Raw genomic sequence first — 14,713 nt, forward strand, 5'->3', positions numbered from 1 at the left:
TGTATAGTACGAATAATTCATCCATAGTTTGTATTTTAGCAGGTCACAAAAAGAAAAGAAGTAGAAAATTCTAATTTTTTCATCCCATGTAAAATAGAAGATAGAAGAAATTTATAATAAATAATCTAAAGAAAGAAAAACGCCACTTCAAAAAATTGAAGTGGCGTTTCTTATATTTCCTCTAAGCTATTAACTGGAACAGTTAATTCGCGACCTGGATTTTTTACTTCATATATGCGGGCGGTTTCGTTGCTTTCGTCGACGTGTTGAATCATAACAGGCATGCCTTGAAAACTGACATTGGCATGTTCCGCTGACACAGAAAGCTCTTTTGCACGTTGAATATTCATTTATATTCCTCCCATCATTATTATCTTTGCTAAAAAAGAGGAATAATATACCATTTCGAGACATTCTTAAAGTTTTTGTATTATTTGTAATGTTTCTTTAATAAATGAAGTGAAGATGGAATCAGGATAGGACTGTACGATTTCATATGCTTCTGTTACTTCTTCAAGAGCTCTTTTTTTATCATTAAGTTTGACATAACAAAGAGCACGATATGCCCCAGCTGTTGTAAGCCGTGCGTGATCAAGTGGATGGTTTATATAATCTGGTATGATAGCACGTTGTAATGTTTTTAAAGCTTCTTCGTATTGTTTTAAACCATACAAAGCTTTTCCTTTTTCAAGATAATACGATCCATCATCTTGAAAAATTCGCTCATCTTTTAGTTTTTCTCGAAATTGTTCTACATGTTCTAATGCAATAGTATATTCATGAGTAATTGTGTTGTAGTAGTAAGCTTTTAAAAGATTAATAACCGCTGCAGATAAAGTATCTTCTGTAAAAATGGCAAATTGCTCTGATTTTTTTATGTAATGTAAATATTGTTCTTTATCAGCCGTTAGGACTTTTTGGTAAGATAAAATACGGTAAAATTCATCTGTTTTATAATACACTTGATGTTTTTTTGAAAATGCAAGTGCATCTAAAATGACACTTTCACATTGTTCGTAATTACCATATGCAAGAAAAATAATCGCCTCATATAAATATAACTCGATATGTATAATGAGATCCATTTCTAAATGTTTCTCTTCATAGTCATTTCGGATGCTAGCAATGAGTTGTAAACATTCAGCATACTTTTTACGTGTGAATATCGTAAAGGATAATTTTAATTTTGTTTCCGTACTTTCCCGGTATAACGTATATTTTTCAAAAATAGAAGTAGCCTTTTCCACGTAATGTTCAATATTGTAATCTTTCATTTTAGCCGCAGCTGTTACAAATTGTTTATATAAACGAGCGGTATTCAAAGTAGGAGGTAGCTCTTTTTGAACGATAGGTAGTAAGATCTCATATACTTCATCGTACTTATTTGCTTTTATTAGTTGTTCCATTTGTTGAATGAGTTCTATCGTTTCCACATCATCATCTTCTAGTAAAAAACTCGTTTCGCATCCAAGTTTTTCAGCAATATATTGTAATGTTTTCATGGAAGGTGTAGCTTTTCCGTTTTCAATTTGGCTTAGCATACTTTTTGTCAGTTCTGAACCTGCTAAATCAGTTTGAGTAAGCTTTTTTTCTTTTCGTAACGTTTTAATTTTTGCACCGAGAGTAGCCATTATATGCTCCTTTATAATTTAAAAGTTAAACACAATTAAACTTTTTATTGTAAAAATTGGAAAGTTGATTATATAATAAGTTTAACACAATTTAACTTTTAAGGGGAGAGTGTCATAATGGGGGATGTAAGTATAGGTCAACATGATTGGAAAATGAAGATTGCAACGAGAAATATTATTTTAATGATGATTGGAAAAATGACGTCCTTGTTAGGGGCGGGTATTTATACGTTTGCAATGGGGTTATACGTATTAAAGACAACTGGTTCAGGAATGGGGTTTGCAACTACTCTTATTTGCGGATCAATACCAAGAATGATCTGTGGCCCAATTGCAGGTGCTGTAGCTGACCGCGTCAATCGAAAATGGCTTGTCATTGGCACAGATTTATTAAGTAGTTTAACGATGCTTATTATGTTTATTCTTGCAACTACTTTTGGGCCATCACTACTGTTTATTTATGTATCAGCGGCATTATTATCAATTTGTGCAAGTTTTTATTCTGTAGCATTAACTTCGTCTATTCCTAATTTAGTAGATGAGGAGCGTATTCAAAAAGCGAGTGCTTTGAACCAGACTGCAGCATCATTATCGAATATTTTAGCACCAATTATTGGCGGAGTTGTATTTGGTTTCTTTTCAATTAAGTCGTTCTTTCTGTTAAATAGTATTACATTCTTTTTAGCGGTAATTGTACAATTATTTATCGTATTTGATTTATATAAAAAAGAAATGGTTGAAAGTAAAGAGCATTTCTTGATGAGTATAAAAGAAGGTTTTTCATATATAAAAAGACAGCATGAAATATATGGTTTAATGAAAATAGGGCTATGGGTAAACTTTTTTGCAAGTGCACTGTTCGTTTCACTACCATTTATTATTATTCAAAACCTGCATTTATCCTCGAAGCAACTCGGTGTTGTAGAGGGAATGTTAGCAGTCGGGATGCTAATTGGTGCGATTGCATTATCAGTACGTAAAGAAGTGAATAATCCGTTTCGCTCTGTTTATATTGGGCTGTTTTTATTTGCGGGTTTAAGTTTATGTACAGTCTTCCCATTGTTAGTTACCATTCCGAAAGTAGTAAGTTTTATGTACTATATTGCTTTTATGATTTTAACGGGTATATCAATGATGGCTGTAAATATCCCGATGCAAGTACATTTGCAAAAGACGACAGATCCAAGTTATTTAGGCCGCGTTTTCGGTTTGCTTGAAACAATTGCTACTGCCATTGCACCGCTTGGTATGATTGTATATGGATTATTATTAGATATGTTACCGACTAGCATTGTTATGATGACAATAGGCGGAGGATTATTGTTAGTTGTTTTAGTTGGAGTGAAGAAGCATGTAGCAAAAAAGCAAGTGGATGTGTCAGCCTAAAAGAAAATTTGACTTAATGATAAAAAATGACCAAATTAGTATTTTAGTTTTTGAAACTCTTTTTCATGTATGTTACAGTAAAGTGAGCAGACAAAGAAAAGGAGAAAACATCATGAAAAAAATAAGTTTTGTTATGCTTTTTCTGTTAGTTGTAATGGCTGGATGTAGCAATTATGACACGTATATTGAAACAGGTATGCAATCATTGAAAGATGAAAAATATAGTGATGCAACAATGTGGTTCGAAAAAGCAGAAAAAGAGAAATCAGGAAATGAAGCGAAATCATATAAAGAAATTGCCGAGATAATGGATCACGGAGCAACAGCATTAAAAGACGGTAAGTATTTAGAAGCGAAAGATATTGCAAATGAAGTGTTACAAAAGAAAAAAGATGATGAACTTGAAAAATCTGTAAAATCAAATGCAGAGAATATGCTTCAAAAAGCAAAAGATGTGGAAGAGAAAGTAAATGAAAGAGTGGCAAAGCGGAGAAAAGTAGAAGAAGAAGGAATCGATAAACTTATTAAAGCTGTCGATAGTATAGATGAAGTGAAAGAAAAAGAGAAAAAAGTTTCAGAAGCATTAGATAAGGCTGAAGAGGCACAAGCAAAAATTGAGGCGAAGAAAAATAAATAGAGTTTTAGTTTAAGAGGCTGTCGTGTATAACGACAGCCTTTTAATTTTTGGCTGCGAAAGAAAGGATGCTATGTAGTAAAAAAGAAATGATTTTAGAATTCCATCTGTCCTCATGATGAATCGTATAAATGTTACGCTGAAATTCAAATCTTGGAATTGGTATATAGCATAGCTCATTTCGCTGTATTTCTTGTTCAATAGCAAGTTTAGAAATAAAAGCGACGCCATTCCCGTATTTTAAAATTTGTTTCATCGTTTCTAATGAATCTAGTTCAATTTCAGATTGGAATGTGATGTTATGTGCTAGTGTCCATTGTGTAAGTAAATCTCTCGTTGTAGATGGATTACGATGCAATAATATACGTTCTTTTTCGATATCTTGTAATGATACATTTGTCTTTTTAGCAAAATGATGTTCTTTGGAAAAAGCGAGAACAAGTGTATCAGGCATTACATTCGTTTGTTTTAAAAGTGGTTCATCAAATGGTGCAGCAGAAATTACTCCGAGATCAATTTCATGATTTTGTAGCATGATTCGAATTTCAGGAGCTGGTTTTACCATGAGTGTTATTTTTATATTAGGAAATTCGCATTGAAATTGGTGAACAACTTCTGGTAAAAGATAAGTCGCTGGTACATAACTAGCACCGATTGTTATAGCACCTTTATGAAAATCTTTAAACTCTTGTGTGACCCGCCTAGCTTCTTTCATAAGTGCATCTATTTTACAAGCATAATGATGCAATGCCTCGCCAGCCTCTGTTAAGAAATACCTTCCGGAACGTAATTCAAATAAAGACACACCGAGTTCCTCTTCTAAGCTTTTTATATGAAATGTAATAGTAGGTTGTTTCACGCCAAGTTTTTCTGCAACAATCGTAAGCTTTTTGTATTTCTTAATAAGCACTACAATTTCTAATTTTAAGATATTCATTATGAATTGCCCGCCTTTTTTATTTTAACTATAGAAAAAATCTATAGAAATAAATAGTTTATTAGAAGTTTTTTAATTTAATCTTTACAGTACATTAACATTCAGTATAAATCCTCCATATAGAATGAAAGCAGGTTAAGAATGAGGGGAGAGAGGTGAAACAATGGATATTAAAATTCACGGATTAGAAAAGACATTTGGACAAACACAGGCGTTAAAACCACTGCAAATTGTCATGAAACAAGGGGAATTTACCACACTTTTAGGACCTTCTGGATGCGGAAAAACGACTTTACTTAGAATGATTGCAGGGCTTGAAGAGCCGGATAAAGGTGAAATATATTTTGGAGATAAGTGTATGTATTCTGGTGCGAAAAAAATAAAAACATCTCCTCATGAACGGAATATCGGTATGGTATTTCAAGATTTTGCTTTATGGCCGCATATGACTGTGTTTGAAAATGTTGCATTTGGATTAAGGGCTACAAAGCAAACGAATCATTTACGAGAAAAGGTAGAAGATGCGATAAAACGAGTTCGTTTACAAGGTATGGAGAAAAGATATCCACACGAACTTTCTGGTGGACAGCAGCAACGTGTTGCATTTGCTAGAGCAATTGTAACAAAACCTCATTTTATTTTGTTTGATGAACCGCTTAGTGCACTCGATGCAATTTTGCGTGAAGAAATGCGCTTAGAGCTTATGGATATCGTTCATTCTATTGGCTTAACGGCATTGTATGTAACGCATGATCAAACGGAAGCTATGTCAATGTCAGATCAAATTATTGTCATGAAACAAGGAGAAGTATTACAAAAAGGAACGCCAGAAGATATTTATGTGAAGCCGTCTCATGAATTTGTTGCAAAGTTTGTTGGTAAGGCAAATTGGCTTGTAGAGAATAAACAAATGGTTCGTCCAGAGCACGTGAACTGGGCAAAAAATGAAGTGTGCGATACGTATACAGGTGAAATTCAGCACGTTACATATGTAGGAGAACGTTATGAAGTGAAAGTAAACATGGGGACACTCGGTGTATGGACAGCTTATCACAATAGTAAGCTAAGCGTCGGTAAACCGGTATCGTTATATGTACCAAAAAAATGTATTCATCATATAGGGGGAGAGTCGTATGAAGAAATTCAGTTCGCTTAAGTCTTTATTTGTATGTACTTTACTATTTTCAGCTGTAGTAACAGGTTGTAGTTCAAAGACAGGTAGTGCAGATGCAAAAAATAAAAATTCTAATGAAAAGAAAATTGTTGTATATAGTGCAGGACCGAAAGGATTAGCAGAAAAAATTCAAAAGGACTTTGAAAAGAAAACCGGTATAAAAGTGGAAATGTTTCAAGGAACAACAGGTAAGATTTTAGCGAGAATGGAAGCTGAAAAGAAAAATCCAGTCGTTGACGTTGTCGTACTCGCTTCTTTACCAGCGATGGAAGGACTAAAGAAAGATGGTCAAACGTTACCTTATAAAGAAGCGAAACAAGCTGATAAGCTACGTTCTGAATGGTCAGATGATAAAGGACATTATTTCGGATATAGTGCTTCCGCATTAGGAATTGTGTACAACACAAAAAATGTGAAAACAGCACCTGAAGATTGGAGCGATATAACGAAAGGAGAATGGAAAGGAAAAGTGAATCTTCCAGATCCAGCACTTTCAGGTTCAGCTTTAGACTTTGTAACAGGATATGTGAAAAAGAATGGACAAGATGGATGGAAATTATTTGAACAACTTAAGAAAAATGAAGGTACAGTAGCGGGGGCAAACCAAGAAGCGTTAGACCCAGTTGTAACAGGTGCGAAAGATATGGTAATTGCGGGTGTTGATTATATGACGTACAGTGCAAAAGCTAAGGGTGAACCGGTTGATATCGTATATCCAAAAAGCGGAACAGTTATTAGTCCACGTGCAGCAGGCATTATGAAGGGTAGTAAAAATGTAGAAGGTGCAAAAGAGTTTATTGATTATTTATTATCAGATGATGTACAAAAACAAGTTTCTAAAGCGTATTTATTGCCAGGTAGAAAAGATATAAAAGCTGAAAATAGACCGAATGTAGAAGAGATTCCAGTATTACATATTGACTGGAAAACAGTTGAGAAAGAACAAGATGCAATAGGAAAACAATTTAAGAAAGTATTTCAATAAGATGGTGATTACATGGTAAATCGATTCGTGTCAGTAAGACAAGTTGGAATGACAGTAGCGTTGTTACTTGTGGCGATGTTAATCGTCATTCCGCTTTTTCTCATTTTATTTTCTAGTGTATATGAAAATAGCAGTTGGAATTTTTTAAAGCCTTTTGAAGTCATGCAGAGTGGCGGATTAGCTGGGATTTTTCTGAATTCGATGCTGCTAGGTGTACTCGTTGTAATAGGAGCTACAATGTTTGCATTTCCATTGGCGTTCATTATGAGTAAAACAGATGTAGGAAAGTATAGTAAGTTAGATATTGTTTTTATGATTCCATTTATGACCCCGCCTTATATCGGATCGATGGGATGGATTTTGTTCATGCAACCTAAGGGCTATTTTGAACAATTTTTTCCGATGCTAAAGACGATTTCATCATCGTTTTTTAGTTTAGGAGGTATGGTCTTAATTATGAGTCTGCATTTATTCCCATTCCTTTATTTCATGTTGAAAAACACGTTACTTCAGATTGGGAGTAGTAAAGAAGAAGCGGCAGCAGTTCATGGTGGGAGCTTTTTCTATCGTTTACGAAAAATAATATTGCCGTTATTAGTATCAAGCTATGTCATGGGTGCTTTACTCATTTTCGTAAAGACGATTGCTGAATTTGGAACACCAGCTACATTTGGGCGTAGAATAGGATTCCACGTGTTAACATCAGAAATCCATAAATTTATTTCGAGTTGGCCGATTGATTTTAGTAGTGCAACAGCATTATCTTCTTTATTACTTAGTGCATGTATGCTCATTTGGTATATGCAAAATGTATTGAATCGAAAGTATTCATATGCAATGGTTAGTGGAAAAGGTGTGAAATCTAAAAGGTATACTTTGTCTATATTTGCGCGCGTTGTAGCATGGGTTTATGTGATTAGTTTGCTAATCGTATCAATTGGTATCCCATACTTTTCTATACTAATTGCTTCATTGTCGAAATTAAGAGGCGGTGGATTACATGTAAATAACTTTACAATAAGTCATTATGAAGCATTGTTTACAATGGGTTCTCCAGGATTAGAAGCTTTATGGAACAGTTTTCTTTTTTCGCTCGTAACAGCGGTTGTTGCTGTAATGATTGGAGTCTTTTTAGCACTTATGATTCGAAAGGGGAAGAAGTCTTCTGAAAAATGGCTTGATATGTGCGGTATGTTACCGAATATGGTACCAGGAATAGTGATGGTTGTAGGTCTTATTTTATTTTGGAATTCACCATATATGCCTATGTCCATTTACAATACACCTGTTATGGTTATCGTAACGTATGTTGTTCTTTTTTTACCTTATACAGTGCAGTATGTAAAATCATCGCTCGGACAAATTGATGACTCTCTTGTGCAGGCAGGAAGTATTTTTTCCGGGAATTATATTTATATTTTTAGGAAAATAATATTGCCTCTTATTATTCCTGGCATTCTCGCTGGATGGGCGATGACATTTACGATTTCAATACGAGAGTTAGTAGCATCGCTTCTCGTATTACCTCCATCAGTAGAAACGTCAGCAACGTTTATTTTTGCTCAATTTGAACAGGGGGAAGTATCTATAGGAATGGCGATGGCAGTTGTTTCTGTTGGACTTACAACACTATGCTTATTACTTCTGCAACATATGGAGCAAAAAAGAAAAGGGGTCGCATGATGAGGGTAGAAGTATGGGGAGGAGCAGGAGAGTACGGTCGTTCCTGCTATTTTGTAAAAAATAAAGAGACAAAAATCGTATTTGATTGTGGTATTAATCGATCGTATGAAGATAGTTATCCAAAAATAGAAAGAGAAGTCGTTCCATTTTTAGAGGCGGTATTTTTATCGCATATTCATGAAGATCATACGATGGGTTTACCTTTATTAGCGAAGTATGGATATAAGAAAAAAATTTGGACAACTCGTTATACAAAGGAACAACTTCCAGCTTATTTTGAAAAATGGAGAAACTACAATCTTTCGCAAGGGTGGAATGTACCTTATAACGATCAAAATGTAAAAGATTTAAACTATGTATGTATTGATGAGATTAGTAATCCAAATGAATGGATACAGATTACTCCTACATTGCGGTTTCAATGGGGGTATAGTGGGCATGTATTAGGAGCGGTTTGGTTTTTAGTGGATATGTGTAATACATACGTATTTTATTCTGGTGATTATTCCGCAGAATCTAATATACTACGAGCTAATTTACCTGAGAAGTTGCGAAGCAATATAAAAATTGCAATTGTAGATGCCGCTTACCACACTGATGATGTTTCGCAAAATGAAAGATTAGACGATCTATGTGCAGAAATTGAACGAGTTATGAAAAATAAAGGAGTAGCATTACTACCGCTGCCGCAACTTGGTAGGGCGCAAGATATAGTATTGTATTTATATGAACGATATAAAGAATTTCCGCTTATAGTAGATAAAGAAATTTTGGCTGGATTTGAAGAGATGTTCCTATATAAAGATTGGATAAAAAATAATGAAGAACTTCGATGGGTTATGGAGAGTTTAAAAAGAAACATAATCGTTATGGATCATGACATTAGTATACAAAATAGTTACGGAATAGTTGTAATGAGTGATGCGAATATGCAAACGAAACGCGCACAGTTATACTATGAACAACTTCGGCATGAAGAACGGAATACCATTATTTTTACAGGACATATTGCGAAAGAGAGTTTTGCAGAAAAAGTTATGAAAGAGCATGTAAGGAATACATGTAGGGTGAATCGAGTTCCGTATAAAGTTCATCAAAGTATGGGTGATGTTAAGGCAATGTTAAATATATTATTACCGGAACATACTTTGTTAGTGCACGCTCATAAAGAGGATACGGATCGATTACAACAAAAGCTAAGTACAGCAGGATATGAAAATATATATTCACTTGCAATGGAACGTATAGAAGTCATTTAAAATGTAAAGGGGATAGGTATATGAAAAAAGTATTTGTATTCGTAAGCATTTTCTTTTGTTGTTTCCTTTATAACGTGATGGAAGGGTTTGCTGCTAGTCCAATGAAACCTAGTTTTGAAGTGAAGTTATTATTAAAGCCAGAACAAGTATTAGGTTATAACAAAGAGATGAAGCAAGAGGTACTAGAACATTTCCAAGCTGGTACAAATGATGAAAGAATACAAGTGCAATTTTTAGATACGGCGAATAAAAGTTTAAGTAACGAAGGTTGGTTTGCGAGAATTCGAAAGAAAGAATTTAGTAAAGATTTTGAGCTAACATATAAAAAAAGATATCCTATTCAAAATGGTGTAATTCAAGATGCACTAGAAGTAGCTAAAAAAGAAGGATTTGATAGTAAAACTGATAGTTATGAGGCGGAAATAGATTGGGGATTTGGGAAGAAAACGTTAAGTATTTCAAATAAGAAAAGTTACAGTGCGAAAGGATATGGGGTACTTGATTTACCAAATGAACAAGCTTCTCAAAATATGTTAATAGAAAAGTTACCAGGGAAAATGAACAAATGGTTGTATACGAATTGGGGAGAAGAAATGTTAAGGGATTCTCACATTTACGGTCCTGTATTAATGAAACGATATACAGGTGAATTTGAAAATATAAAAACGAATATTGAAATTTGGCCATTAAGTAATACTGGGAAGATAGAAGATGACTTCGTAATAGAAGTGTCGTTTAAAACAAATGAGGAAAGTATTGCGACAAAACAAAGAGAATTATTAATGGCGAGTATAGAGAAAAAAGGATGGTTGTTACCGAAAGATAGTTTGAAGACAGAGCTTATTTTTCAGTAAATGAGAAAAAAGGAATCCATATTTCGTGGATTCCTTTTTCTAATATATGAGTATTAAGCTAAGTCAGCTGACACGAACATATCACTATTTTGAAGATTTTTAGAGCGTAAACTATAAGCAACTACCTTCTTTTTATGTTGTTTTACAACATCAACATGCTCTTCATGACTATAAATATAAAATGTAAAATCTTTTTTGCCACGTTTTGCATTAATAATTAAAGGAGTGCTCTCATTTTGTGGTGGTGCATAATAGCGATCTAAAAATAAACCTTCATTAAAATCATGAATGATTTGAGACTTTTTTTCGTCTTCTACGCTCTTCCCATTAATAGTAACAGTCACATTCTCTTCTTCAAGTTGTGGATGTGTTTCGTACTTGCTAATAATGGATTCAATAACAGAGTTAGGAAGGCTAGAAACGATAATTTTAAATGCCCCAAATACAACTAACAGTACAATAAACCAAGTCGTCATAGTATATCATCCCCTTTATTCTATTTAATAATATAACTCATATGGTAATAGTACATATGGTGAAGTTTTGTATAATTTGTGAAAAATATGCCATTTTTACGAACGAAATATTAGAAAAATCAATTTTGTTACAAAAAGTTGAAATCGAAGTATTTTAAAAGAAAAAGGTTTATAATAAAAATATAACTAATAACCACATTACTAATTATAAGGAAGTGTAACTATGAGTACTGTAGCAATCGTGTATGGTATTATTCTTTCTACAATTATTGTTTTATTTTTCGTTGGAGTTTCACGGTATATTCATAAATGGAAAGAAGGCGTTGCGAAATTAAATCACATTGAAGAAGAACTTAGTGATTTAATGTTACATCATGGTAAGTAAAAGAGTTATTATTTAACTAAACAATGTGAAGGATATCACAAAACATGTTTTCCTAATGAAAGCATGTTTTTTTATTATGTGCTGAATAGGCACATATCATCTATTTTTTCCATACGATACATCGTTAAGTACAAAATGTTAGGAGCGGAAAAGAGGGATGATATGAGTACGTCAGGTTATGTTCCAGATAATAAAAATTTAAAGAAAAGCTCAGGAACTCCAAACCTTTTCTTTGATTCAAGAAAAAATGTCTTTTTTAAAAGGGATGAGAAAAACGTTGCATATGAAGTTACTTCAACGCAGTTACCAGCAATGATTGGAGGAGCATTTGTTGATTTATTTATGACGAAGGGACATATGCGAGAACCGCATTGGCATCCGAATGCATGGGAATTAGATGTTGTTGTATCAGGAGAAGCAGTTACATCCATTTTAAATCCTGAAACGAATCAATTGCAAAATTATCATGTAAAAGCGGGGCAAACAGTCTTTATTCCAATGGGATGGTGGCATTGGATCACAGCCATAACAGAAGAAGTACAATTACATTTGTTCTTCAATAACGATCAGTTTGAAACAGCAGAAGGATCAGACATACTTAGATTAACACCACCAGAAGTATTTCAAGCTGCATACGGTGTAAGTGCAGAGAAATTAGAGAAGGACCTTTCGCCAATTAAGGAGTCGGTTGTAATTGGTCCACCTAACTCCAAACGGCTAAAAGAAGTTAAAGAAAGTGACGACTCAAATATAGTCGTTACGTTAAATGGACAAATAACTTCATGTGAAATAGAGTAACTCTTTCTTTTTTAGGAAGAGTTATTCTGTTTTGTATAATTTTGTAATTAAATTCGTTATAATAATTATATAGAAGGGAATGTATCTGGCATTAACGGGCAGTAAAACTCCCACCTTAAAAGTCGGCTGGAGCGAAGATGTTAGGTGAGAGTCGGGCTGCCCGTAAACGCCGATTGGTTTAACTAATAATCAGTGGGGGATGAAGAACCCCACTGATTATAGTTTCACTTTATTAGAGGGGGTATATTGTGAACATATTTAAGATTATAGGAATTGTTGCAGGAGTGATTCTAGTAGCTGTTATAGCTTTCTTTGTCATTATGAAGTACTATTTGTCAAAAGAAGATCCTGATTACGTATTAAAGTACATAAAAGAACATAAAGACGATGAAACATGTTCATTATTTATTAAAAGAAATGGAGAAGTATTAACTTCTATAAATGCAAATAAAAAATTACCATTGGCGAGTACGGCGAAAATCGTAATAGCAGTTGAATTTGCTAAGCAAGTATCAGAAGGGAAAATAAGTCGAGATGAACAAATTTCATTGCAGGAGCTAGAAAAATATTACGTTAAAAACACTGATGGTGGAGCGCATCCTAACTGGTTAGAAGATGCTAAAGCGAGAGAGTTAGTGAAAAATGGACAAATCGCTTTGGAAGAAGTCGCTAAAGGGATGATTCATTATAGTTCGAATGCAAATACAACATATTTGTTAGAAAAGCTTGGAATAGAAAGAGTAAATGAAAGTATAAAAGAGTTAGAGCTTACTAGTCATGACAAGTTCTCTTCGTATACTGCTTCACTATATATGAGAGGGTATGTAGAAAAAGAGCTTCATGAGCCAGAAAATCAATCTTTAGAAACGATACGTAACATGTCAAAGGATGAGTATAATAAACATGTGTTACAAATACATGAATGGATGAAAGATGAAGAAGAATGGAAAAAACGGGATATCCCATTAAAGGTAGATATGGAATTTCAGCGAATTTGGTCAGATCGATTAGTGGGTGCAAACGCTAAAGATTATATGAGTATAATGGGGAAAATAAATAGTAGAAATTATTTTCCAAAATCAATGCAAGATGAAATTGAGAATGTTTTTAACGGAACAGTTAAAAATAGTAAGTTTGAATATGCTGGACAAAAGGGTGGTTCTACCGCATTCGTATTGACAAAAAGTTTGTATACTACGGATAAAAACGGCAATAAGGTGGAAGTTGTAATTATGTTTAACGATATAGATGATCAAGTTGCATATCAAAAACTTAGAAATAACATAGATTATTTTATTCAAGATTTTATAACAAGTAAGGAATTTAGAAATAAATTATAATGAAATAATTTTATTATGTAAACAAAAGAGTGCTTTTTAAAAAGCACTCTTTTCTATAAATGATACAGGATTTTCTAATTATGCCATTGAATATAGATTGAAAATAAGAAAGGAAGTTGAAAAATGACGACAATATATTTCGTTCGCCATGCCCACTCAACATATACAAAAGAAGAACGTGAACGGCCTTTATCTGAAAAGGGACACTGTGATGCAGAAAATGTAACACGCTTATTTAAAAGATGGACATATTGATGTTGTGATCTCTAGCCCGTACAAAAGAGCAATTCAAACTGTACAAGGAATTGCGAATACATATAATGTATCGATACAAATAGAAGAAGATTTACGGGAAAGGTTATTAAGTTCAGAGCCACTAGAAGATTTTAATGATGCCATTGAGAATGTGTGGGAAGATTGGACTTTTGCATATGAAGGCGGAGAATCAAATGATGTAGCACAAGAGCGTGCTATATTATGCATGCAAAATATATTGGAAAAATATAAAGGGAAGAATATTGTAATAGGTACTCATAGGAATATTATGGTGTTACTTATGAATTATTTTGATTCGAAATATGATTTTCAGTTTTGGAAAACAATTCAAATGCCTGACGTGTACAAATTAACTTTTGATAATAATCGTTTCATTTCTGCTGAAAGAATAGAGGAAGCAGGTCATCGGATAAATATTTTGTAAAAGTTTATCAAAAAAAGAGGAAAGAGAGAAGTTATTGTAGAAGTATGACTTTGTAACATAAAAAATATATGTTAAAGGAGGCTGTTTACATGTTTGAGAAAGAGAAAGAAGGGCTTATTGAAGTTCACAACGTATATGAAATTGCACCAGCAGATGGAACAATTATTGGTATGGCAACGGAAGAAGAAATGGAAATTGCTGCTGAGCTAGAGTTACAGTACTGTGCCCATTCTCGTTTGTTAGAAGCAAATATTCAGTTAGACGGTTCCTCCTATAAAGAGTTACTTCAGGAGTTCCAGGAGTATGAAAGAAAATCGATGAACTTTTGGCGAGCATTACATAAACGTTTAGCTGTGCCATGGGCATGGGTACTACGTATTGATGTTGCGAATGGTCCTATATATGTAAGCAATGGGTATTCGTATTACGAAGAAATTGATGATGAAGAAGATTATGAATAGATAAGTAAGG

Annotated in this window: 16 protein-coding genes and 1 pseudogene; 13 read left to right on the top strand and 4 right to left on the bottom strand. The window is 33.7% G+C overall.

From position 1 onward, the window contains the following. Positions 1–170 precede the first annotated feature (170 nt). Entirely contained in the window at positions 171–350 is a 180-nt protein-coding gene (locus tag G9F74_RS19000; protein WP_001025738.1) for an H-type small acid-soluble spore protein, read from the bottom strand. A 66-nt stretch (positions 351–416) separates the two neighbouring features. Beyond that, the gene (locus G9F74_RS19005) at positions 417–1,631 is read right to left on the bottom strand and encodes a helix-turn-helix domain-containing protein (protein WP_000212333.1); all 1,215 of its coding nucleotides are present in this window, start codon (positions 1,629–1,631) and stop codon (positions 417–419) included. A gap of 117 nt (positions 1,632–1,748) precedes the next feature. On the opposite strand from G9F74_RS19005, the gene G9F74_RS19010 reads away from it, so the two are divergent. Together G9F74_RS19010 and G9F74_RS19015 are read left to right on the top strand one after the other, a co-directional pair. Next, entirely contained in the window at positions 1,749–3,017 is a 1,269-nt protein-coding gene (locus G9F74_RS19010) for an MFS transporter (protein WP_000503120.1), read from the top strand. A 112-nt stretch (positions 3,018–3,129) separates the two neighbouring features. Then, positions 3,130–3,654 carry a COG3014 family protein gene (locus tag G9F74_RS19015; RefSeq protein WP_000723951.1) on the top strand — a complete coding sequence of 175 codons (525 nt, stop codon included), beginning with the start codon at positions 3,130–3,132 and terminating at the stop codon, positions 3,652–3,654. A 40-nt stretch (positions 3,655–3,694) separates the two neighbouring features. Here the strand turns inward: G9F74_RS19015 and G9F74_RS19020 are convergent, their stop codons facing one another. Beyond that, the gene (locus G9F74_RS19020) at positions 3,695–4,588 is read right to left on the bottom strand and encodes a LysR family transcriptional regulator (RefSeq protein WP_001023487.1); all 894 of its coding nucleotides are present in this window, start codon (positions 4,586–4,588) and stop codon (positions 3,695–3,697) included. Positions 4,589–4,751: 163 nt separating this feature from the next. On the opposite strand from G9F74_RS19020, the gene G9F74_RS19025 reads away from it, so the two are divergent. The 5 genes from G9F74_RS19025 to G9F74_RS19045 are packed head-to-tail and all read left to right on the top strand — an operon-like array spanning position 4,752 to position 10,543. Next, positions 4,752–5,744, top strand: a complete 993-nt coding sequence (locus G9F74_RS19025; RefSeq protein ID WP_000351785.1) for an ABC transporter ATP-binding protein — start codon at positions 4,752–4,754, stop codon at positions 5,742–5,744. Continuing rightward, positions 5,722–6,747 (top strand): ABC transporter substrate-binding protein, encoded by a 1,026-nt coding sequence (locus G9F74_RS19030; RefSeq protein WP_000714709.1) that lies wholly within the window; start codon positions 5,722–5,724, stop codon positions 6,745–6,747. The genes G9F74_RS19025 and G9F74_RS19030 overlap by 23 nt, the downstream gene beginning before the upstream one ends. Before the next feature lie 12 nt (positions 6,748–6,759). After that, positions 6,760–8,430 (top strand): ABC transporter permease, encoded by a 1,671-nt coding sequence (locus G9F74_RS19035; protein ID WP_016108126.1) that lies wholly within the window; start codon positions 6,760–6,762, stop codon positions 8,428–8,430. Next, positions 8,427–9,689, top strand: a complete 1,263-nt coding sequence (locus G9F74_RS19040) for an MBL fold metallo-hydrolase (protein ID WP_033668479.1) — start codon at positions 8,427–8,429, stop codon at positions 9,687–9,689. The genes G9F74_RS19035 and G9F74_RS19040 overlap by 4 nt, the downstream gene beginning before the upstream one ends. A gap of 20 nt (positions 9,690–9,709) precedes the next feature. Continuing rightward, positions 9,710–10,543: a hypothetical protein gene (locus tag G9F74_RS19045; protein ID WP_000755332.1), complete on the top strand. Its 834-nt coding sequence runs from the start codon at positions 9,710–9,712 to the stop codon at positions 10,541–10,543. Between the two features lie 53 nt (positions 10,544–10,596). Here the strand turns inward: G9F74_RS19045 and G9F74_RS19050 are convergent, their stop codons facing one another. Continuing rightward, positions 10,597–11,019 carry a YfmQ family protein gene (locus tag G9F74_RS19050; protein ID WP_016108128.1) on the bottom strand — a complete coding sequence of 141 codons (423 nt, stop codon included), beginning with the start codon at positions 11,017–11,019 and terminating at the stop codon, positions 10,597–10,599. 41 nt (positions 11,020–11,060) lie between these two features. On the opposite strand from G9F74_RS19050, the gene G9F74_RS19055 reads away from it, so the two are divergent. The 6 genes and pseudogenes from G9F74_RS19055 to G9F74_RS19080 all read left to right on the top strand — a co-directional run bounded on the left by G9F74_RS19055 (position 11,061) and on the right by G9F74_RS19080 (position 14,703). Continuing rightward, complete coding sequence (locus G9F74_RS19055; RefSeq protein ID WP_002011946.1) at positions 11,061–11,177, top strand: hypothetical protein; 117 nt, start codon at positions 11,061–11,063, stop codon at positions 11,175–11,177. A gap of 65 nt (positions 11,178–11,242) precedes the next feature. Beyond that, positions 11,243–11,404 (top strand): hypothetical protein, encoded by a 162-nt coding sequence (locus G9F74_RS19060; protein ID WP_000108701.1) that lies wholly within the window; start codon positions 11,243–11,245, stop codon positions 11,402–11,404. A 162-nt stretch (positions 11,405–11,566) separates the two neighbouring features. Then, positions 11,567–12,202: a cupin domain-containing protein gene (locus G9F74_RS19065; RefSeq protein ID WP_000107763.1), complete on the top strand. Its 636-nt coding sequence runs from the start codon at positions 11,567–11,569 to the stop codon at positions 12,200–12,202. Between the two features lie 248 nt (positions 12,203–12,450). After that, on the top strand, positions 12,451–13,542 hold the full coding sequence (locus G9F74_RS19070; protein ID WP_001019993.1) for a serine hydrolase: 1,092 nt from the start codon (positions 12,451–12,453) through the stop codon (positions 13,540–13,542). A gap of 123 nt (positions 13,543–13,665) precedes the next feature. Beyond that, a pseudogene (locus G9F74_RS19075) lies at positions 13,666–14,242 on the top strand (histidine phosphatase family protein). 89 nt (positions 14,243–14,331) lie between these two features. Beyond that, complete coding sequence (locus G9F74_RS19080; RefSeq protein WP_000461765.1) at positions 14,332–14,703, top strand: hypothetical protein; 372 nt, start codon at positions 14,332–14,334, stop codon at positions 14,701–14,703. Positions 14,704–14,713 lie beyond the last annotated feature (10 nt).

This window comes from Bacillus sp. EKM202B, from assembly GCF_011066025.1.
Taxonomy (GTDB): Bacteria; Bacillota; Bacilli; order Bacillales; family Bacillaceae_G; genus Bacillus_A; species Bacillus_A toyonensis.

Excerpts from the sequence above, each read along its gene's own strand:
- G9F74_RS19060 (WP_000108701.1), top strand. The coding sequence starts at position 11,243 with ATGAGTACTGTAGCAATCGTGTATGGTATTATTCTTTCTACAATTATT.
- G9F74_RS19030 (WP_000714709.1), top strand. The coding sequence starts at position 5,722 with ATGAAGAAATTCAGTTCGCTTAAGTCTTTATTTGTATGTACTTTACTA.
- G9F74_RS19080 (WP_000461765.1), top strand. The coding sequence starts at position 14,332 with ATGTTTGAGAAAGAGAAAGAAGGGCTTATTGAAGTTCACAACGTATAT.
- G9F74_RS19045 (WP_000755332.1), top strand. The coding sequence starts at position 9,710 with ATGAAAAAAGTATTTGTATTCGTAAGCATTTTCTTTTGTTGTTTCCTT.
- G9F74_RS19010 (WP_000503120.1), top strand. The coding sequence starts at position 1,749 with ATGGGGGATGTAAGTATAGGTCAACATGATTGGAAAATGAAGATTGCA.
- G9F74_RS19050 (WP_016108128.1), bottom strand. The coding sequence starts at position 11,019 with ATGACGACTTGGTTTATTGTACTGTTAGTTGTATTTGGGGCATTTAAA.
- G9F74_RS19020 (WP_001023487.1), bottom strand. The coding sequence starts at position 4,588 with ATGAATATCTTAAAATTAGAAATTGTAGTGCTTATTAAGAAATACAAA.
- G9F74_RS19025 (WP_000351785.1), top strand. The coding sequence starts at position 4,752 with ATGGATATTAAAATTCACGGATTAGAAAAGACATTTGGACAAACACAG.
- G9F74_RS19065 (WP_000107763.1), top strand. The coding sequence starts at position 11,567 with ATGAGTACGTCAGGTTATGTTCCAGATAATAAAAATTTAAAGAAAAGC.
- G9F74_RS19055 (WP_002011946.1), top strand. The coding sequence starts at position 11,061 with ATGGTAATAGTACATATGGTGAAGTTTTGTATAATTTGTGAAAAATAT.
- G9F74_RS19015 (WP_000723951.1), top strand. The coding sequence starts at position 3,130 with ATGAAAAAAATAAGTTTTGTTATGCTTTTTCTGTTAGTTGTAATGGCT.
- G9F74_RS19000 (WP_001025738.1), bottom strand. The coding sequence starts at position 350 with ATGAATATTCAACGTGCAAAAGAGCTTTCTGTGTCAGCGGAACATGCC.
- G9F74_RS19040 (WP_033668479.1), top strand. The coding sequence starts at position 8,427 with ATGATGAGGGTAGAAGTATGGGGAGGAGCAGGAGAGTACGGTCGTTCC.
- G9F74_RS19035 (WP_016108126.1), top strand. The coding sequence starts at position 6,760 with ATGGTAAATCGATTCGTGTCAGTAAGACAAGTTGGAATGACAGTAGCG.
- G9F74_RS19005 (WP_000212333.1), bottom strand. The coding sequence starts at position 1,631 with ATGGCTACTCTCGGTGCAAAAATTAAAACGTTACGAAAAGAAAAAAAG.